The 20915-nt window shown below is 25.9% G+C and carries 16 protein-coding genes, 1 tRNA gene, 1 rRNA gene and 1 pseudogene; 6 read left to right on the top strand and 13 right to left on the bottom strand.

Annotation, left to right across the window (positions count from 1 at the left end):
- The first annotated feature begins 75 nt into the window (after window positions 1–75).
- From hemL to BN346_RS04990, 5 genes are all read left to right on the top strand, one after another.
- Window positions 76–1359, top strand: a complete 1284-nt coding sequence (gene hemL / locus BN346_RS05010; RefSeq protein ID WP_034440128.1) for a glutamate-1-semialdehyde 2,1-aminomutase — start codon at window positions 76–78, stop codon at window positions 1357–1359.
- A 182-nt stretch (window positions 1360–1541) separates the two neighbouring features.
- The gene (locus tag BN346_RS05005; protein ID WP_034440126.1) at window positions 1542–2258 is read left to right on the top strand and encodes an energy-coupling factor ABC transporter permease; all 717 of its coding nucleotides are present in this window, start codon (window positions 1542–1544) and stop codon (window positions 2256–2258) included.
- Between the two features lies 1 nt (window position 2259).
- Window positions 2260–2538, top strand: coding sequence for an energy-coupling factor ABC transporter substrate-binding protein (locus BN346_RS05000; protein ID WP_034440124.1), 279 nt, complete (start codon window positions 2260–2262; stop codon window positions 2536–2538).
- A complete protein-coding gene (locus BN346_RS04995) occupies window positions 2523–3212 on the top strand; it encodes a CbiQ family ECF transporter T component (RefSeq protein WP_034440122.1) in 690 nt (229 codons plus the stop codon). Before BN346_RS05000 ends, BN346_RS04995 begins: the two co-directional genes overlap by 16 nt.
- Before the next feature lie 140 nt (window positions 3213–3352).
- The gene (locus BN346_RS04990; protein WP_034440120.1) at window positions 3353–3832 is read left to right on the top strand and encodes a CBS domain-containing protein; all 480 of its coding nucleotides are present in this window, start codon (window positions 3353–3355) and stop codon (window positions 3830–3832) included.
- A gap of 34 nt (window positions 3833–3866) precedes the next feature.
- Here BN346_RS04990 and BN346_RS04985 read toward each other — a convergent pair whose 3' ends face one another.
- From BN346_RS04985 to BN346_RS04975, 3 genes are all read right to left on the bottom strand, one after another.
- Window positions 3867–4160, bottom strand: a complete 294-nt coding sequence (locus BN346_RS04985; RefSeq protein ID WP_034440118.1) for a hypothetical protein — start codon at window positions 4158–4160, stop codon at window positions 3867–3869.
- Window positions 4161–4184: 24 nt separating this feature from the next.
- Window positions 4185–4541, bottom strand: a complete 357-nt coding sequence (locus BN346_RS04980; RefSeq protein WP_034440116.1) for an ArsR/SmtB family transcription factor — start codon at window positions 4539–4541, stop codon at window positions 4185–4187.
- A gap of 185 nt (window positions 4542–4726) precedes the next feature.
- Complete coding sequence (locus BN346_RS04975; protein ID WP_034440114.1) at window positions 4727–5197, bottom strand: hypothetical protein; 471 nt, start codon at window positions 5195–5197, stop codon at window positions 4727–4729.
- Between the two features lie 222 nt (window positions 5198–5419).
- On the opposite strand from BN346_RS04975, the gene BN346_RS04970 reads away from it, so the two are divergent.
- Window positions 5420–6298 carry a DMT family transporter gene (locus tag BN346_RS04970; protein WP_034440113.1) on the top strand — a complete coding sequence of 293 codons (879 nt, stop codon included), beginning with the start codon at window positions 5420–5422 and terminating at the stop codon, window positions 6296–6298.
- A gap of 42 nt (window positions 6299–6340) precedes the next feature.
- On the opposite strand, the gene pepF is transcribed toward BN346_RS04970, so the two are convergent.
- From pepF to rrf, 10 genes and pseudogenes are all read right to left on the bottom strand, one after another.
- A complete protein-coding gene (gene pepF / locus BN346_RS04965) occupies window positions 6341–8146 on the bottom strand; it encodes an oligoendopeptidase F (RefSeq protein WP_034440111.1) in 1806 nt (601 codons plus the stop codon).
- 751 nt (window positions 8147–8897) lie between these two features.
- Window positions 8898–9833: pseudogene (locus tag BN346_RS22040) on the bottom strand (glycoside hydrolase family 25 protein); the annotation flags it as partial.
- Window positions 9834–9919: 86 nt separating this feature from the next.
- Window positions 9920–10375, bottom strand: coding sequence for a hypothetical protein (locus tag BN346_RS04955; protein WP_034440109.1), 456 nt, complete (start codon window positions 10373–10375; stop codon window positions 9920–9922).
- A gap of 269 nt (window positions 10376–10644) precedes the next feature.
- Window positions 10645–12018: a DUF3298 domain-containing protein gene (locus BN346_RS20415; RefSeq protein WP_051540043.1), complete on the bottom strand. Its 1374-nt coding sequence runs from the start codon at window positions 12016–12018 to the stop codon at window positions 10645–10647.
- 123 nt (window positions 12019–12141) lie between these two features.
- Window positions 12142–14319 (bottom strand): cell wall-binding repeat-containing protein, encoded by a 2178-nt coding sequence (locus tag BN346_RS20410; RefSeq protein ID WP_051540040.1) that lies wholly within the window; start codon window positions 14317–14319, stop codon window positions 12142–12144.
- Window positions 14320–14491: 172 nt separating this feature from the next.
- Window positions 14492–16651 (bottom strand): cell wall-binding repeat-containing protein, encoded by a 2160-nt coding sequence (locus BN346_RS20405; protein WP_051540039.1) that lies wholly within the window; start codon window positions 16649–16651, stop codon window positions 14492–14494.
- Between the two features lie 156 nt (window positions 16652–16807).
- Window positions 16808–18166 (bottom strand): TIGR00366 family protein, encoded by a 1359-nt coding sequence (locus BN346_RS04930; RefSeq protein ID WP_034440107.1) that lies wholly within the window; start codon window positions 18164–18166, stop codon window positions 16808–16810.
- Between the two features lie 1383 nt (window positions 18167–19549).
- The gene (locus BN346_RS04925) at window positions 19550–19915 is read right to left on the bottom strand and encodes a PH domain-containing protein (RefSeq protein ID WP_034440105.1); all 366 of its coding nucleotides are present in this window, start codon (window positions 19913–19915) and stop codon (window positions 19550–19552) included.
- A gap of 602 nt (window positions 19916–20517) precedes the next feature.
- A tRNA-Lys gene (locus tag BN346_RS04920) sits at window positions 20518–20593 on the bottom strand.
- A gap of 29 nt (window positions 20594–20622) precedes the next feature.
- Window positions 20623–20740 (bottom strand): 5S ribosomal RNA (gene rrf / locus BN346_RS04915).
- Window positions 20741–20915 lie beyond the last annotated feature (175 nt).

Raw genomic sequence — 20915 nt, 5'->3', positions numbered from 1 at the left:
TTACAATAAAACTTATATTATTTTAAATACATATTGATGTTTAAATAATATCAATTAAACACGGGAGGATTTATCATGAATTTACAAAAAAGCACTGAAATTTTTGAGGAATCAAAAAAATACATACCAGGCGGAGTTAACAGTCCTGTTAGGGCATTAACAAATATGGGAATAACTCCACCAGTAATAAAAACTGGTAATGGCGGAACTATTACTGATGAGGATGGAAATACATATGTAGATTTTATAGGGGCATGGGGTCCAATGCTACTTGGTCACAATGATCCAGATATTATAAATGCTATACAAGATACAGTATCTAAATCTATTGCTTTTGGAGCACCAACAGATTTAGAGTTAAAACTTGCAAAACATTTGTGTACAACTCTAGATAACATAGATTTAATTAGAATGGTTAACTCTGGTACTGAAGCTACTATGAGTGCTGTTAGACTTGCTAGAGGTTATACTAAAAAGAATAAAATAATAAAATTTGCTGGTTGCTACCACGGTCACTTTGATGACTTTTTAGTTAGTGCTGGTTCTGGAGTAATGACTGAAGGGATTCCTGGAAGTGCCGGTGTTCCTACTGATAGCATAAAAAATACTTTAATAGCTACTTATAATAGCATTGAAAGTATAACTGAAATATTTACAAAGTATGGTGATGATATTGCTGGTGTCATTCTTGAGCCAGTAGCTGGAAACATGGGTGTTATAAAAGCTTCACCTGAATTTATGAAAGAACTTGAAAGACTTTGTAGAAAACATGGTTCATTATTAATATTTGATGAGGTTATGTGTGGATTTAGAGTTGCTTATAAAGGCGCTCAAACATTATTTGATGTAACTCCAGATATAGTAACTTATGCAAAAATTATGGGTGGTGGACTACCTTGTGGTGCATATGGTGGAAGAAAAGAAATTATGGAGAAACTTTCTCCAGTTGGTCCTGTTTACCAAGCTGGAACAATGTCTGGAAACCCAGTAGTTATGGCAGCTGGACTTGCAGCAGTTACTAAACTTTATAATCACCCAGAGTACTACACTCACCTTGAAAAATTAGGTAAAAAATTAGAAGCTGGAATGATTAAAATAGCTAAAGAAAAGAACATTCCATTAACTATAAATAGATGCGGTGCTATGATGACTGTATTCTTTACTGATTTAGATGAAGTTAGAAATTATGAAGATGCTAAAACTTGCAACACTGAATTATTTAATAAATACTATCTTCATTTACTAGAGAATGGAATATATGTTGCACCTTCTCAATTTGAAGCTATGTTCTTATCAGTTAAACATACTGAAGAAGATATTGATAAGTACTTACATGCATTTGAAACTTTTGAAATATAAAATTTAATTTTGTTTATTTTTAGGGAGTTATTAGGTTTTACCTCAAAGTCCATTCCCTCTTAACTCCCATTTTTTTATACTATAGTATTTTATAAAATTATAGTAATTATTTTTGTGTACTTCTTGCTGTAATTTTATTGAAATTATAACATTTAATTCATATTTATAAGGGGGTATTTTTTATGAGAAAGAAAACTTTTATGTTTTTAACACTATTTCTTTTACTTTTAGTGCCTAGCACAGCCTTTGGAATGCACATAGCTGAAGGTTTTTTAAGTCCTATGTGGTGTGCAGTTTATTTTGCACTTTCAATTCCATTTGTTATAGTAGGAATTAAAAGTATTAAGAAAAAAACTAGCACTAATAAAGATTTAAAAATGTTACTTGCTTTAGTTGCTGCATTTTGTTTTATTTTATCAGCACTTAAATTACCATCTGTTTCAGGAAGTAGTTCTCATGCTACTGGTACAGCTCTTGGTGCTTTAATTTTCGGACCATTTGCTATGAGTGTTATTGGTACTTTAGTTTTACTATTCCAAGCATTATTACTTGCTCATGGTGGTCTAACAACATTAGGTGCAAACGTATTTTCAATGGGAATAGTTGGTCCTTTTGTTTCATTCTTTATATATAAATTATTAAAGAAAAAAAATAAAAAATTAGCTATTTTCTTAGCAGCATTTTTAGGTGATTTATCTACATACTTAATAACTTCTATTCAAATGGCGTTATGTCACTCTGGTGGAAATGTATTAGCTGCATTTACAAAATTCTTCTCTATATTTGCAGTTACTCAAGTTCCGCTTGCAATAATAGAAGGAATATTTACTGTTATAGTTTTTGAGTTCTTAGCTAATCATTCTAAAAACGAATTACAAACTTTAGAGGAGATGATGTAATATGAAGAAAAAAAATATTATAATACTTGTTTTACTGTGTGTTCTTCTTGTAGCTGGACCGCTTGTTTATTATGGTTCTAGAAGTGAGTTTGTTGGTGGAGATGATCAAATGGAAGAAGTTATTTCAGAAATTGATAGTAGCTATGAACCTTGGGCTAGTAGCTTTTGGGAACCACCATCAGGTGAAATTGAAACATTATTATTCTCATTACAAGCAGCTATTGGTGCAGGATTTATTGGTTATTATATAGGAAAGAAGTCTAAATGCTCAAAACAATAATAGCTTATTCTAAAATTAGTAAAGAAAGTCATAGGCATCCAGTTGAGAAACTGTGTCTATGCCTTTTTCCAATGATTTTAGTTGGTTTTTGTAATAAACCTCTCCCTATAGCTATAAATATAATTGTTTTTTTAATATTACATATCATTGCCAATAATCCTAGAAGTATAGTTTTTAAATTTGCTCTTACAACTTTTAGTTTTGCTATATTATCATCAATCACATTTATTTTTATTTATAATATTGAATATATAGTAGTTATAGTATTAAAAGGTATATCCGGTGGATTATGTATATCATATTTGGCACTTACTACTCCACTTGATCATATTATTGGATTATTATCTAAATTTGATTCTTTAAGAGACATATGTGATATTGCCAAAGGTATGGAAACATATATATTATTAATTAATGATGAAGCTTCTAGTATATATACTGCAATGAAATCTAGAAATGGCTTTAACTCTTTTAAAAGTCAACTTTTCAATATGGGAAAACTTGCTGGTCTTCTGTTTTCAAACACACTTAAGCGTTGGCCTTTAATAAGAGATAGCTTAAATAGTCGTTGTTATAAGGGCTATCATTATTATAAGTCATATGAATTTATTATAAATTATAAAATGTGTCTCTTTACATTTACATATACTATCTTCTTACTAATGTTAATATAAGTAAACAATGTTATTTCAAAACATGATAATATTGTTTATTTATTTGTTTTGTAACCAAAATGCCACATTAAATGGTATAATATATTATATAGGGAGTTAAATAAAATTTAAGTATATTATATTAGTTGGAGGATGATTTCATGAATATTGCTTTTTTTCTTACTCCAAAAAGTCAAGTAGTCCATGAAAAAATAACTTCTACATTACGTAGAGCCATGGAACGTATGGAATATCATAGATATACTGCTATTCCACTAGTAGATGATAAAGGAAAATATATTGGAACTTTAACGGAAGGTGATATTCTTTGGAAAATAAAGAATGACCCTGATATTAATTTGAAAAATACTGAAAAAATATTAATAAAAGATGTGCCTAGACATGTTCAAGCAAAGGCTGTTTCAATAAACTCAAATATAGAAAATTTAATTATTGCAGCAAAATCTCAAAATTTTGTTCCTGTAGTTGATGATTCTAATATATTTATAGGAATTATAAAAAGAAGTGATATAATTTCTTATTGTTATGATCGTATTTTTAATGATAATAATATAAAAAGTTCAAAAGCTTATCAATTACTAGATTTAGATCTTGAACTTGAAGATGTTGCTAATAATTAAAAACTCAGTTAATACTGAGTTTTTTTATTTAAATCTATTTACTTTTATTATCATATAATTCTTTTGCTTCTTTATAATGTTTTTTAAAGCTTCTTATAAGATTAAATACTATAATTGCTACCACATTCATAGTAATAACAAAAATCATAATATTTTTTCTTTCTGTATTTTCTCTAATTTGAGGTATTAATGCTATTGGTATAAGTACTGTTAATATCATGTATAGTATGTATTTTTTATCTTTACTTTCTTTTAGACTGTTATATAAATATTTTAACCAAACTAAAGCCGTAAATCCCCCACATATAACTGGTAAATATTCTCTCATTATAATATATTACTCCTATAATAATTATTCATTTACGTGCATTAAAGCTTTATCAAAGATGTATTTTACATGATCATCATCTAATGAATAATAAACCACTTTTCCATCTTTTCTAAACTTTACAAGCCTTGCACTTTTTAATACTCTTAACTGATGAGATATAGCTGATTGTGTCATTTCTAATGTTTCTGCAATGTCGCATACACACATTTCTTTTTGAAACAATACATAAATTATTTTTATTCTAGTCATGTCGCCTAGTGCTTTAAATAATTCAGATAATCTATTTAATGTATCTTCCATAGGAATGTTATTTTTTACTGATTCTACTATATCTTTATGTATTTCTACACAATTGCATGTTTCTATATTTTCCTCCATTTTATCACTCCTCGTAGTAAATTTTAAAGCATACCAATACAAATTATATCCATATAATAAATTATTATATCATAAAAAGCCAAATAAATCTGAATAAGTCTTATAAATTGCAAAAAAACAGATGGTGTAACACCATCTATTTTAATACAATTTAAAATAATAAATTTATATGTTTTAAAATACTATTAGTCATTAATAAATTCTATAGGTATTTGTATGTTATTTATTTCATTTATTGTTATGTTAAAATAATCCTTTCCTGTATATAGTGGCTTTATTTGTGATATTACAAATTCATTTTCAAATAAAGATAATATTTTTTCACTACTACTTTTTTCCTTTGCTTTAATTATAGCAAAATTATCTGAAAGCATTATGCTATTTTCTTGTACTAGTGCTATAGATAATTTTGTTGATCTGAAGTCTTGCTTTAATGGTAAAATTATATCTCCCTTTTCAATAATAGGAATATCCTTTTCTAATTTAATATCATTTTCTTTGAAACTCTTAGTTATCCTATGTATATTTTCATCTATACACTTTTCATTTACAAACTTGTAATCCTTTGCATTTAAATTAGAAATTGACATTCTTTTCTTCGGTAAGTTTACTTCTGCTATCTGATATAAATAAAATGTTTCACTATTAATATCCATTACAGTCCCCCTAAGCAATTTTTACATTTCTACTATAATTATATAATATTTTCTAAATTTTATCCATATAATTTTCTATAAAATCAAAAAATATTGAATTTTATTTATTTTAAAGGAATTAATTCTTTTTTGTAGAATATATATTTTGACTTATTATTTGCTATTTTTTAATATTTCCCTAAAACTTAACATTTTTTATTATTACAGAAAGGATATGTTGTTATGAAAATATCAAAAAATAAAGCTTTAATTTCTGATATTGCTCTTCTAATTGTTGCTATTATATGGGGTGGCGGTTTTATTGCAGTTAAAGATTCTGTAAATTTAATATCACCATTTTATCAAATGACATTAAGATTTTCTTTGGCATCGTTATTTATGGTAATATTATTTTTTAAGTACTTAAAACATTTAAATAAAAACTCTATATTTCAAGGTATTATTATAGGCTTTTTTATGTTTTTGGGGTTTGCTCTTCAAACTGTTGGAATTGTATATACAACAGCTAGTAAAAGTGCTTTTTTAACTGCAACATATGTATTACTAGTTCCATTTTTTAATTGGCTTATATTTAAATATAAACCTGACAAATATGCTCTTATAGGTGCTTTTATTTGTATAATAGGTATTGGTATGTTAACACTTCAAAAGGATATAAACATCAATTTTGGTGATATTTTAACACTTTTATGTGGTATTGGGTTTGCTGCTCAAATCATTGCAACTGATATATATGCAAAAAAAACTGAACCACTTAGTCTTACAATAGTTCAATTTATAACTGCAAGTATATTATCATTTATTGTTGCAATTATCTTTGAACCTAAACCAACTCTAAGTATTAAAGTTATGCCTTCAATTTTATACTTGGTGATTTTTAGCACTATGTTATGTTTTATAATTCAAAATATTGCTCAAAAGTATACAACAGCATCTCATGCAGCTATAATACTTTCACTTGAAAGTGTGTTTGGTTCCATTTTATCTATAATTATTTTTAAAGATAAATTTAGTTTAAATATGATTCTAGGTTGCCTATTAATATTTATTGCTATAATAATTACTGAAACAAAGCTTAGCTTTTTGAAAAAGAAATACTAAAAAAAGCGACTAAACATTTTACTAGTTTAGTCGCTTTCTTTTCTAATCTTGTATTTCTTTTTCTAATTCTTCTAATAATTTTTCAAATCTTTCTATAGTATCCTCAAGAGGTTTTGGTGTAGCCATATCTACTCCCGCTTTTTTTAGTATATTTATTGGATAATCACTACAACCTGCTTTTAAGAAATCTTTGTATCTTTCTACATCTTTTTCTGTTCCATTTAATATCATACTGTAGAATGAGTTTGCTGCTGCAAATCCTGTTACATATTGATAAACATAAAAATCACTATAAAAATGTGGGATTCTTGCCCATTCCATATCTATTTCTTCATCTACAATCATTTCTGGTCCAAAATATTTTTGATTTAAATCATGATAAATTTTACATAAATCTTCTGATACCAAACTTTCTCCATTTTCTATTTTTTCATGTGTTATAAGTTCAAATTCTGCAAACATTGTTTGTCTAAACACAGTTGTACGTATGCTTTCCAACTCTTCATTTATTAAGTATAATTTTTTCATTTTATCTTTTTCATTGCTTATTAGATAATTCATAAATAAACATTCATTAGTTATAGATGCAACCTCAGCACAGAATAATACATAATCTGAGTATATATATGGTTGGTTACTTCTTGAATAATATGAATGTATAGAGTGTCCCATCTCATGTGCTAATGTTGATGCATCATTAACTTGATTACTATAGTTTAAAAGCACATATGGCATACTTGTATAACTTCCACTAGAGTATGCTCCACTTCTTTTTCCTTTATTTTCATAAACATCTACCCATCCATTTTTTATACCACTTCTAAATATATCTAAATATTCCTTACCTAATGGATTTAAAGCCTCTACACATAAATCTACAGCTTCATTATAACTTATATTAAACTTAGGTGCATCTATATTTGGAACATATAAATCATACATGTGAATTTCATCTAACTTCAATAATTTCTTCTTAAGTGCTACATATTTATGTAATACAGATAAATTTTTATTAACTGTATCAACTACATTATGATACACCTCTAATGGTATTTTATTAGGCTTTAATGAGCTTTCAAGTGCTGATTTATAGTTTCTAGACTTTGACATAAATATAAAATTTTTATTTGCAGCAGTATAAGTTGATGCTAATGTATTTTTAAATTTTCCATATGTCTCAAATAACAATTTAAATGCACTTTTTCTAACATCTCTATTTTTGCTCTTAATATAAACTGAGTAATTACCAGCAGTAAGCTCTACATCTTTTCCATCTTCATCTTTTATAGTTCCAAAAACCATGTCAGCATTTGTAAGCATACTGAAAGTATTATATGGTGCATCTAAACAATTACTAACTGATGCTAATATCTTTTCTTCCTTGTCACTTAATACATGTGGCTTTTCCTCTAATATATCTTCAAGGAACTTTCTATACAATTCTAATCCATCTACTTTTTTTATTACTTCATCTAATTCCTCTTTTGAAAAAGTTAATATTTCTGGAACAAAAAAAGATATTATGCTAGAAAACTCTGAATAGTAACTTTTTATCTTATCTAAAATTGATTGATATCTAGAGTTCGTTTGATCTTCATCATTTCTTAAATGTGCATAAACATATAAATTCTCTACTAATATAGATGTATCTACAAATTTATTTAAGTATTCTAATAACACTTCACCATTTTTTAGTTTACCTTTATAATTTAAAAGTTCTGGACAAAGTTTTTTAGCTTTTTGAAAATCTTCTTCCCATTTTTCATCACTTTCATACATTTTTTCTACATTCCATTTGTACTTACTTTCAACTTCACTTCTTTTTTTTAATTTTTCTACTCTTTCCATAACTCTCCTCCTAATTTGTGCATTAATATTATAAATTCTATACTTTTATAAAATCTCCTCTTATTTTTTTATGTTTGCTTAAAATAGAATAAAAGGTTATTCATTTTTAAAATAACCTTTTATTTTTTAATTATTTATGCTTTTTATGCTTTTTCTTATGATTTTTCTTTCCTCTATTCTCATCTTTATTGCTATAGAAATCTTTTCCATAGTTTAATTCTTCAAAATCACTTCTAAATTTATTTTTGTATCTTGAATTTTCATTGTTAGTGTACATATAATCATATTCACAATAATCATCACTTAATTTTTCTTCATCGCCATCTTTTCTTAGTTTATAACTATAAGTCCTTGCTAAATCATTGTCTATTTCTCTTTCTAATACATTATAATTTGTATTTTTTATATCATCTATTTCACTATTTAAATCTTCATTATCACTATAATTATATTCTTCTTCTATTTGATTTTCTTCAAATATTTCATCTAAATTCTTTTCATCTTTTAACTTATATTTGTAAACTAATCCATCTGAATATCCTCTCATTTGTGTTTTATTATCATATTCATATGGATGATGAATTTTAACAGGATAATAATATAAGTCATCATCTTCATCATAATATGCTTCAAAATCTTCATTTGGCTTTGAATTAAAATAATTTGATTTTCTTATATCACTATGATTTTCTTTTTCTATTTCTTTGTTTTCATTAGGTAAATCATAAGAAGTTATTTCACTTCTATTTTGTACTAATACTTTTGCTCTTTCTTTAGAAAAATCTCCACTTTGATCAAAAGCTTCAACTGTTACCTGATAAGTAGCTTTAGGATTAAATGGTTGGCTTAATTTTATAGTGAATTTTGTTGCATTCTTTCCAGCACTGCCTACATACTCTGAATTCAAGAATATATTGTATCCATTTAAATCTTCATCTGTATTCTTGTTCCAAGAAACATATATATTGTTGTTTTGATGATATGCTTTTAATCCCGTAACATTTCTAGGTTGCACTAAATAATCTAAATTTTTAGGACCATAGTTTAAATCCACTGGTGGATTTACACCACTTATATTTCCTGTTTGAGTAAATTGCCATATTGTCCATCTTGTCCATCCACCTTGATCTTTAGGGTAAAGAGGATTTCCTGGCATTTCAGGATACATAGCTATCCATAATGGCATATCAGATAATATATATCCTTTTTTAGAGTGATAAAAATTATTATATAAGTCTATAAAAAAAGCACCTGTATAAATCATTAAAACCCTTCTAGTTTTTCTTTCAAATCTCTTTCTAAATCTATCAACCCAATCTAAAAGAGCATCTGTAGAAATTGACTTATCTATAGGAGTTTCTATGTCTATAACTGGAAATAATTCACCATAATTTCCAACGCCATAAGCATCTTCTAATGCACCAATAAAATCATCACATTGCCTATCTGCTGTAGTCAAATCATATGATGGCACAGCATAATGATATCCTCCACTTATTATGCCTACTGATTTAAATCCCTTTACATAGTCAATAAATTTTCTATCTATTCTAAATCTACCAGTTCCTGATCCTGATGCTCTTGCATAAGCATATGGTGTTTTTGTTGCTAATAATTTATAATCTATGTTGCCTCTATATTCATTTACATCTGGACCAATTATATTTTCCGGACTCCTATTTTGCATATATTCCTCCATAAAATAAATTAATTCACTTATATAATATTATTTTATAGCAAATATTGTTACATTTTATTTAAAATATTAGTTTATTAACCATTAATTACATTATTATCAAATCCATAAAAATAATCTTTAATTTTTTCTAGTTGTGTATAATCTTCTTCTTTTATTATCTCAAAAATTTGTTCTGCTAAATCTTGCTGATAATTTTCAAGATTTACTTCCTCTAAATATTGAATTTCAGTACCACCATTTTTTTCAACAAATGAGTATCTGTATATAACTTCTGTGCCTGCTTTTTTACTAATAATACCTAATGCTTTATTAGGCAGAAACTCTATAACTTCTGCAGTATTTTTTATTTTATTACTATCATTCAACATTATAAATTTTATTTTACTACCCTCATTAATTTTTCCTTCTGTTATTAATTCTATATTTATAATATAATCCCAAATAATACACAAAAACTTTAATTCACTAAAAACTGAAAATACATTTTCTAACTTACTTGGAATAAAAATTGAATTTGAAAATTTATACATTTATTAATCCTCCTTGTATAATCTAGTTCAATTATATCACGTTTTACAATTTTTGTAATATTTCTTTTTTCATTAATATTCTTTTCATATTAAATTTTAAAAAACTATTCATTTATTTTACAATTTTATTTAACATATTGTGAAATTTATTGCTACTATCTTTATTTGAAAGATAATTTTTTTAAAAATTAAATAGAAAAAGATATTTTCTTGGACTAGAAAATATCTTTTTTTATTTAATTCTTTATATAATTTTAATATTTACTTATTTATTTTTCTTTAAATATTGGATTTAAATTATTATCAAATATACTCATTGGTATATAAAATTTTACATTTCCAAAATCCTTTGACAATATCTCTCCAGCTTCAAACATGACTACTAGATTGCCCCTATATATATAATACTCTTGATTTTCTTTTATGCTTTTAAAATTATAATCATATTTATATTCAGAATTAGAGTTGTTTTTCTCTATTTCTTTTTTAATTATATTATTTATATTAGTAACATAATCAAAGTTATCTTTAAATACATCTTTTAATTTATAGTTTTCACCAGTAGTTAAATCTAAATTATATCCTTTATCATATAATATGTAATTTGTAACTGTTCCATCATTTGCTGAATAAGTTAAATCTAAGCTTATTATGTTATCATTCAAAAAATAATCTATATTGTATACGGATACCCCTATGTTAGAACCGTTTAAGCTACTTTTACTTTTATTGATAAAATCTTTAATATCATTTTTAATTATTGTATTAATTTTATTTTGTATTATAGGATTTTTCAAATTCTCCATTTGAGGATAGTATATATATTCATTTATATTATCTTCCATTTTAACTTCTTCATTTTTATTTATCATAACATTATCAACCTTCACACTTATATCTTCTTTTAACATATCCTTTACTTTTGAATATGGTATTGTAAATTCTCTAATACCTGATACATATGGTGCAATATCATATAAGTCATAATATATTATAATTCCATCTTTAGTTAAATAAAACCTTTGATTTATAGGTATTCCATTAATTGATGATGCAACATTATCATAATATAATCCTGGTTCTTTATTTATTTCTTCCTTTACTTCATCTACTATAATTTTTCTATAGTCTACATCATTTTTAAAAAGATCTTTTAAATATATTAAATTTCCAGTATTCATATCAAAATTATATGAATTTTTAAGAATCATATCATGAGCTCCGCCAGTATAATAATATATATTTTCTATAATACTTATTATATTTCTATTTTCATATTCAACCTGAAAATCTGTTTTAAAAGAATATTTTCTAAATTCTCCATCCTTTTGAGCTGTATAATTTTCTTTAGCTTCCTTATTTAACTTTTCCTCTAACTCTAAAATCTCTTTAGATAATTCTTTGTTCATACTTTTTTCTGTTATTTTATTTCCATATTTTATAATGGGAATTTTAATATCAACATCTATATAATCATTAGTATAATTTATATTTTTTGATATTACACTTTGATTATATGGCTGAGCATTTACAAGTCTAGGTGGATTAACTTCCACAGTTGGATTTTTTTCATTTTCATCTAATGCTAAAACATTCATATTTAGCATTAAACAAGCAATTATTATTGACACTATGTACTTCATAAGTCTCTACCTCCTTATTAAAGTTATTGTGTCCAATAATTGTTTGTACTACTCAATAAAATTTATTAAATTTCTAAAAATTAAAAGGCATAAAATTAATTTATGCCTTTTAAATCTCTTGATTTATTTAACAACTATTCCATTCATATTTAGATATTCATCGCTTATTATGCTTTTAGATCCTAATATAGATAGATTTTCTATATACTTATATCCATTTCCTATAGAATCAGAAATAGCTGTATTACTTGATACTGAGTTTGCTAAGATAACTGCATTTCCATTTTTTCCAGCTAAGGCTGCTACAGATAATGCATCTGGATAATTGTTTCCTACTGCTACATAAACATTTTTAAAGTTTATATCATAATAGAATTCTTCAACTACCTTTTGATTTGTTTCATATCTATCTAATCCAGAAATTCTCTTTGGATTAGGTACTTGTGATTGTACATTGTTAGATACAACACCATCTCCACCAATTATATATGTTCTATGGAATTTCTCATCATTTATATAATTTCTAGTTTCATCTAACATACTATCTTTAGGTGTTAATATTATTGGCATATTAGATCCCGCTGCTATTGATGCTATAGATAGTGCATCTGGATAATCTTCCCCTGTTGCTACAGCTATGACACCTCTATGATCTATATGTTTTGCTACTAAAATAGATGTTTCATATCTATTTATTCCACCTATTCTCTCTGTAGTTATGTTCAGTTTATTTAGTTGATTTTGTATATTTTCACTTATAACACCTGATCCACCTACTATAAATATCTTAGATGTACCAAGTCTTTTAAGTTCATCTACTAATTTTGTATCTAATGTGTCTTTTCTAGTAAGTAATATTGGTGCATTATACTTAGTTGCTAATGGTACAGCACATAATGCATCTGGATAGTCTTCTCCACTAGCTAAAACTACATATTTTCCTTCATTATCCTTCCAACCTTTTTTACTAATTTCGTAGGCTGTTTCATATCTAGTTAATCCATGAATTCTATTTCCACTTATAGGATCCATAACTTTTACATTACTTTTAGCTACAAATCCTCCATCTTTAGTTGTTACTGATATAACAGCTGTTCCTTCAGATATTGCCTTTACATTTCCATTTGAATCTACAGTTGCAACTGCTGTATTACTACTTGTCCATGTTACTTCTTTATTAGTTGCATTTGAAGGTACTACAGTAGATACTAATTTTTGTGTATTGCCATTAATTAAAACTGTACTAGCTTTATCTAAATTTACTCCTGTAACTTTTGTAACTGGAGTATTGCTTACCCCTAAATGTTGTATTATTCCATCATATATTGAGTTTGCTGCAGCTTGTCTAAATTCACTTGTTTTCATTCTTGCTTCAGCAGATGGATTACTTATAAATTCTAACTCTGCCAAAATTGCAGGCATACTACTTTCTCTTAAAACAAAAAAGTCAGCTTCTCTTACACCTCTATTTACTGTTCCCAAATTTTTTATTAAATTATTTTGAACTTTAGATGCAAAATTTTTGCTTACATTTCCATCATTAGCTTCTATGTAGCTATAAGTTTCTGTTCCAATTGCAGCTGGTGTTGCTGAATTTGCATGTATAGATACAAATACATCTGCACCAAATGCATTTGCCATATTTGTTCTTCCACCTAAATCTGATAATAAATCTGGTCCTATTGCAACATCTGTTGTTCTACTAGCTTTAACTTCTATATTGCTGTTAGCTTCTAATTTCCTTATTACTCTTAATCCTACATCCAATACTACTTCTTTTTCTGTAAGACCTGTTGGTCCTATAGCGCCAGGATCTCTTCCACCATGACCTGGATCTATAAAGACTTTATATTTCCCTCCATTTTTTAGAGTTTCTAAATCACTTTTTACCTCATTACTATAATATGTTATTGGATTATTAAAATCTTTTACAATTAAAGTAAATACATAATTTACACCTTCTGATATACCATATATAGTTGCCATACCATTATTTTTTGCTTCTGCTATACCTTTATCATTGACTGATACTATATTTTTATCAGATGTTAACCACCTTGATACTATATTTTCGTCAATGTAACGATTTAAGTCAGATGTTTCTCCAACTTGTAATCCTAGTGCTTCTATTTCAGCACTATAATTACCATCATACTTTAATATTTCACTTTCAAAGTTATATATATCATTTTCCATAGCAAATGTAACTGTTGGCATAAATGAAAAGCTCATAAAAATGAAAATTAAAATTAGTGCTGATAATTTTTTAATTTTCCTAATATTATTGCTTAGTATTTTCAAAAAATCTCCTCCTTCTTCCTTTTTCTATAAAAACACTCTCCTTAAAATTATAATTTAAAAACTTTTTTAATGCAAAGTTTTTAATTAAATTTAAAAAAATTTTATATTATTTTAAAGCTAATAAAATTTTGATGAATAAGTTAAACTTATTCATCAAAATTTAATTTATACTTTAATTTATATTTAATCCATTTCTTAATAAATACTCATTACTTATTAATTTATCTGTACCTATAACAAATACTTCAGATATATCACTTTTTTTACTTTCAATAAAATTCTTTAGTTCAAAATTGTTTGTATTTCCATCTGTTAGCATTACAGCATTTCTATTTTTACCTGCTAATGCACTACAAGATAATGCATCTGGATAATTACTACCGATAGCTAAATACACATCATTATAATCTATATACTCCTGAAATTCATTTATAATATTTCTATTTGTTTCATATCTATTTTTTCCTGAAATCCTTTTAGTATTTGATAATTGTTTTTCTACATTTAAAGAAACTGCACCTTCTCCACCTATTACATATGTTTTATTAAACTTTTCAATATCCATATAATTTTTAACTTCATTTGGCAAATAATCCTTATTTGTTAAAATTACAGGACTCTTTAAGCTTGCAGCTATTGAAGCTATTGATACAGCATCTGGATAATTATTTCCTGTAACTACAGTAGCTATTCCATTGTTGTTTACTTTTTTAGCTACTAAAATAGATGTTTCATATCTACTCTTACCACCTAATCTTTCAATTTCTAAATTATTTTTTGCAATTTCATCCTCTACTTTTTTTGATATCGCACCTTTTTCACCAATGATAAAAGCCTTTTTTGCTCCCAATCTTTTTATCTCATTTATTAATTCATTACTTATAGAATCTTTTTGACTTAATAATACTGGTGCTTTATATTGAGAAGCTAATGGTACTGCACATAGTGCATCTGCATAATCTTCTCCACTAGCTATTACTACATATTCTGATTCTCCATCTTTCCAACCTTTTTTACTAATCTCATAATTAGTTTTATATCTATTTAATCCTGAAATTCTTTGTGCAACTATATCGTCAGTTACTTTTAAATTTAAACTATCTTCGCATTGACTATCCTCAGATATTGCTTTTATTATAGCTGTTCCTTTGCTAATTGCAGTTATATTTCCACTTTGATCTACCATTGCTACATCTTTGTTACTAGTGCTCCATCTTATTTTTTTATCTGTAGCATTGCTTGGTTCTATTGTAAGTGATAATTTTTCTGATTGTCCCTTTTTTAATGTAAGTTCATGTTTATTTAACTTAACATTTTCTACACTTATATGCTTTTCATTATCTATATTTAAATATTCTAATATTCCCACATAAATAGAATTCGCTACACTTTCCTTATATTCTTCACTTCTCATTTTATTTTCAATTTCAGGGTTACTTATAAAATCTATTTCTGATAAAATTGAAGGCATATTGGTAGAATTAATAAGCACTAAATTATTACCTTCTTTTAACTTTCTATCATTTGATTTTAAATTATTTATCAAATTATTATGCACATATTGAGCTAATTTTTTGCTTTGTATTGATCCAATATCCGTATCATTATATGATTCATAATAATATGTTTCTGTACCATTAACTTCTGGATTTCCAAAAGAATTTACATGTACACATACACATACATCAGCATTAAAATCATTAGCCATTTTAGATCTAATGTGTAAATCTTTATCTTCATCTTTATCAAATTCAACATCAGTAGTTCTACTACACTTAGCAATTATTTTATCATTTTCCTCAAGTCTTTTTAGAACTCTTTTAGATATATCTAATGTAACGTCTTTTTCTTTAAGTCCTGTTGGTCCTGTTGTTCCTGGGTCAATTCCTCCATGTCCTGGATCTATAAAAACCCTATACTTATCATCTGGATTTTTTCTTTCTATTAAATTACTATAGTACTTTTTAGCTTTGAACTCATTGCTAACTATAATTAAAAACTTATATCGTGCTTTACTACTAATTGCATATACATTTGCCGTTCCATTGTTTTTAGCCTCTATTATTCCATTTTCATTTACTGATATTACATTCTTATCAGAAGTTTCCCATTTCAATCCTTGAATTTTTTCATGCATGTAATAATTTAGATCTAAATTTTCTCCAACCTTTAAAGTTAAAGCTTCCATTTTTATTTCTTTATTAACTATATTATTTTCTTTGATAACAGTATTTTCATCTATTCCATAAACACTTAATATACTTGTCATATTAAGTAAGAATACTGTCAAAATTAATAATGAAATTTTTTTTAAATTACTTTTTTTAAACATTTTATTCTCCTATTCTCCTTTTAATATCTTATTATGCTATAATTCTATATTAATTTAGCATTATCCTCTTTTTACTTTTCAAATTATATGTACTAAAAAAAGTGACTAGTACTAACACTAATCACTTTTATTACATAAAATTTATAACTTATATATTTATATAAATGCACAAAGCAAGAATCCCAAAGTTATTATAACTCCTGAATACAATAAATCAACTAGACAATATCCCATTATATCTTTAGCTCCTAATCCTGCTATACCCAATGCTGGTAATGCCCAGAATGGTTGTATCATATTAGTCCATGCATCGCCCCATGCAATTGCCATACAAGTTACTGCTGGTGAAACTCCTAATGCTTGTCCTGCTGGAAGCATTATAGGTGCTTGAACTGCCCATTGACCACCACCTGAAGGAACAAAGAAATTAACTATACCAGCACTTAGGAATGTAAATAGTGGGAAAGTAGTTTTACTAGAAATAGAAACAAATGCTTGTGAAATACTTCCAGCTAAAGATATTCCTGCTGCACTTTGACCAATCATCATTCCTGTTATACCTGCATAGAATGGAAATTGAAGTATTATACCAGCTGAACCTTTTGCTGCTTCTCCAATAGCATTCACATAGTTTTTAGGTGTTTTGTGAAGTAATATACCTAAAAATAGAAATATCATATTTACTATATCCAGATTTAAGTTTACACCATTGTTTATAAAGTAATATATTATATATATAAATCCTAATACACAAAGAATTATAGATATTACTGGACTGTTTTCCACTTTATCTGCTGGAGTTAATGCTGTAACACTTGCAACTTCTTCTTTAGCTTCATCTAATAAAGATGGATCAATCTCAACTACATCTTTTTCACCAGGATGCATAGCTCTATTTACAAGTGGTAATGTTATTAGTAAAACAATTAGAATACATATCATTGCTGGATTAAAAAGTGTTTGACTTGTAGGTATAGGTTTATCAATTACGCCCATTGTAAGTTTTTTAACCGCATCACCACCACCTGATACTGTTAATGGTATAGATCCTGAAAGTCCAGCATGCCAAACTAAAAATCCTGAATAAGCTGAAGCTATTAAAAGTCTATAGTCAACTTTCTTAACTTGTTTAGCTATTTCTTTTGCAAATATTGCACCTATAACTAAACCAAATCCCCAGTTAACCCAACAAGCTATTAATGAAACAACAGTAACTAATATAATTGCTTGAAATTGATTTTTAGGAATTCTAGCTAACTTCTTTAGCAATTTATTAAATGCTGGAGCATTTGCTAAAGCATGTCCCAATACTAATACTAATGCCATTTGCATTGAAAATGCTAATAATGACCAAAATCCATTTCCCCAATGTTGAATCATTGCAAAAGGTGATTGTTTTGTAATGATTGTACCTAGAATAAATACAAGAATAGTAAGTGCCGCTGCAAAAATAAACGGATCTGGTAAATATTTTTGTACCAATTTTACACATCCGTTTGTAAATTTTTTAAACATTTTGATTCCCCCTAATTAAAAATAGTAAATAAGTACATAATAATTCTACTATATTTATATAACTCATAATGTAAATCTTTACATTCGTAATAATAAAAATACTAGTTCCAAATTATATATTAATATAATCTTATTTAACTATAGAATTCCAAACAAAATCTCCCCTTTTGGAATTTGAGTATATGTTTATTAAAACATATCTTTATAAAACTTAAACTATATAGTTAATTTTATATTCTAAATATTTAGAATAATACTTGAATTCTTATTTATTATACTCTCATTTAGTATTACTATCAATTGATAAACTATATACTAAACATTAATCTACATGATTTATTCTGTGTTTATGGCTATATTCAAGATTTTCTATATATTACTATTATTTATATTTAAACTATATATAAGTTTTAAATCAAATGATATACTTCTATTTATGCTCAATTTATAAAATAAATATATTATATCTAAAAAATAAAAAAATATCACTTAAAAGTGATATTTTAAGATTATATTTAATTTTTATACAATTCTAAGTTCAAGATTTAAATAATATGTTTATCAAATAATAATTCTAGAGTTACAAGTTATTCCTATTTTTTATATTTGCAATAAGTAAGTTGAAAATCAAATTTTTACATTCATTGTCCATTTTAAAATATAGATTAAAACTTAGAGTTTAAATTCTCAATTAAAACCTTAGTAACTTTAAAGAATAATACTATTAAAAAATTTTTTAATTAAAGCTTATTTTCTCATATGTATTTACTTAGTTTGAAAAGTTTAAATAAGGGAGTATAAGGTCTTCCTTTCTCCCTTATGTTAACTTTCTACATTTCAAATAGATCAATCTCCTTCTATTGAGTAACCTACTAAATTTTAACACAATTTCATATATAGCTAATATGGCTAATTTAATAATAAATTTAATAATAATTTTTCTAACTTTGTCTTCTACATCATCATAAACCTTAGGATCTTTTATTCATACATATTCTAATAATAAAATTTAATTTAATACAATATATTTTTAAATATATTAAGTATTAAATATCTTGTAGTGTCTTCATATTTCTTATTATAATTTATTAATATTAACTAGGTCTAATACATAACTATTTTTAAATTCACCTATACTTTTAACTTTCTTATTATAAAAAATGATTACTTTATCATATTATTTAGACCTATACTTATAGGAAAAATAAGAATTCTAAAAAAGCATTTAGTGATTTTAATATATTAACTTAGATTTATAATATATTAAAATTTAAAATTTAATTCTATAAATTAAATAGTATTTCTTATACTCTATAAGATTTATTTATAGTTATATATCTTATATATTTTATATTTATGCTTTAAAAAGTCTATTTATTCCTACTATTTATTTTTTATTTTTCCTTTTTTATCTTTTATATAATTAACAAATCCTTTTATGTCTTTTCCTTCTACATACTTCATTGTGCAAGAGTTTTTCTTATTATGAAAAAATATTCTATATCCAAGTTTTTCTTCATTGATCTCCACATTATATATATCCTTATATTCAATGAAATCATCATATACCTTAAAAAATCTTTTTCCTAAAAATCTTACTTTTTTATTGGTTGCAACTAATATACCGGTTTTTAATGAACCTTTTCCATTTATATTTCTTTCCAAAGCTCCATCTACATAATTTATTATCTCTTCCCCATCTTCCAATCTTTCTTTTACTAAACTTAACAAATTTTCTATTCTACCCATAATAAAAAACGTACTCCCCTCTTTAATACTTAGATTATATAGTTTTAACCTAATGTTTTATACTATATACTAAGTTTTATACTTAAAATATATTATATAGTGTTCCAAGTTAAAATTCAAAGTAATCTCTTTCTCAAATGATACTAGAGATATTACAATTTATTACTATATTTATATTTGGAACCAGTTGACAATTGACAATTTACAATTGTCAGTTATGGTTAATATTACTCATTTCATTCCTAATATTTAAAATAGAAATACCTAAAAACTACGTTTTTATATTGTTTTCAATTAATTTGCTCTGCAAATTTAATAAAAAATCATTCTTTAAAATTGGAAATCTAATTTTTACATTCATTTTCAATCTTCAATTAAACTAATTAGAATTCTCAACTTTAAGTTATTCAAATATTAAATGATAATAATGTTAGTAAAGGAAACATGACTTATTTAAATAAGTCCTATTCCTTGATGAAATAAAAAAGTTTTTCAATTGATAAATGTATTATTTAAACTTCAAACTTAGAATCCTATATTGTAACCAATTAAAAACTGTAAATTTCTATACAACAAAAAAACTCAGCATAAATGCTGAGTTTTGGTGGCTCACCGGGGAATCGAACCCCGGACACCATGATTAAAAGTCATGTGCTCTACCGACTGAGCTAGTGAACCATAATGGTCAAGTTACCTTGACCTATTCTACCTGGCGACAACTTACCCTCCCACACAGCTTCCCATGCAGTACTATCAGCGTCTTAAGGCTTAACCTACCTGTTCGAAATGGAAAGGGGTGTTACCCTTAAAACTATAATCACCAGATAAAGACGATAATACTAAAAAAATTTGTTTATTTGTTGACTTGTTGACTTTTACGGATTATTTGTTTTTTTAATATTATCTAATAATATGTTAACCATACCATTTATTTTAATTCATTTCTATAAATAATATATAGAAATTATTAGAAAACATAATTTGTTCTCTGAAAATTGCA

The sequence above is a fragment of the Clostridium ihumii AP5 genome (assembly GCF_000612845.1).
Taxonomy (GTDB): Bacteria; Bacillota; Clostridia; order Clostridiales; family Clostridiaceae; genus Clostridium_J; species Clostridium_J ihumii.
Note: the sequence above shows the minus strand (reverse complement) of the source record. Positions and strands in the feature narration are given on the sequence as shown.

What these genes read in the sequence shown, in the direction of transcription:
- hemL (WP_034440128.1), top strand. Translation starts at nt 76, where the DNA reads ATGAATTTACAAAAAAGCACTGAAATTTTTGAGGAATCAAAAAAATAC.
- BN346_RS05005 (WP_034440126.1), top strand. Translation starts at nt 1,542, where the DNA reads ATGAGAAAGAAAACTTTTATGTTTTTAACACTATTTCTTTTACTTTTA.
- BN346_RS05000 (WP_034440124.1), top strand. Translation starts at nt 2,260, where the DNA reads ATGAAGAAAAAAAATATTATAATACTTGTTTTACTGTGTGTTCTTCTT.
- BN346_RS04995 (WP_034440122.1), top strand. Translation starts at nt 2,523, where the DNA reads ATGCTCAAAACAATAATAGCTTATTCTAAAATTAGTAAAGAAAGTCAT.
- BN346_RS04990 (WP_034440120.1), top strand. Translation starts at nt 3,353, where the DNA reads ATGAATATTGCTTTTTTTCTTACTCCAAAAAGTCAAGTAGTCCATGAA.
- BN346_RS04985 (WP_034440118.1), bottom strand. Translation starts at nt 4,160, where the DNA reads ATGAGAGAATATTTACCAGTTATATGTGGGGGATTTACGGCTTTAGTT.
- BN346_RS04980 (WP_034440116.1), bottom strand. Translation starts at nt 4,541, where the DNA reads ATGGAGGAAAATATAGAAACATGCAATTGTGTAGAAATACATAAAGAT.
- BN346_RS04975 (WP_034440114.1), bottom strand. Translation starts at nt 5,197, where the DNA reads ATGGATATTAATAGTGAAACATTTTATTTATATCAGATAGCAGAAGTA.
- BN346_RS04970 (WP_034440113.1), top strand. Translation starts at nt 5,420, where the DNA reads ATGAAAATATCAAAAAATAAAGCTTTAATTTCTGATATTGCTCTTCTA.
- pepF (WP_034440111.1), bottom strand. Translation starts at nt 8,146, where the DNA reads ATGGAAAGAGTAGAAAAATTAAAAAAAAGAAGTGAAGTTGAAAGTAAG.
- BN346_RS04955 (WP_034440109.1), bottom strand. Translation starts at nt 10,375, where the DNA reads ATGTATAAATTTTCAAATTCAATTTTTATTCCAAGTAAGTTAGAAAAT.
- BN346_RS20415 (WP_051540043.1), bottom strand. Translation starts at nt 12,018, where the DNA reads ATGAAGTACATAGTGTCAATAATAATTGCTTGTTTAATGCTAAATATG.
- BN346_RS20405 (WP_051540039.1), bottom strand. Translation starts at nt 16,651, where the DNA reads ATGTTTAAAAAAAGTAATTTAAAAAAAATTTCATTATTAATTTTGACA.
- BN346_RS04930 (WP_034440107.1), bottom strand. Translation starts at nt 18,166, where the DNA reads ATGTTTAAAAAATTTACAAACGGATGTGTAAAATTGGTACAAAAATAT.
- BN346_RS04925 (WP_034440105.1), bottom strand. Translation starts at nt 19,915, where the DNA reads ATGGGTAGAATAGAAAATTTGTTAAGTTTAGTAAAAGAAAGATTGGAA.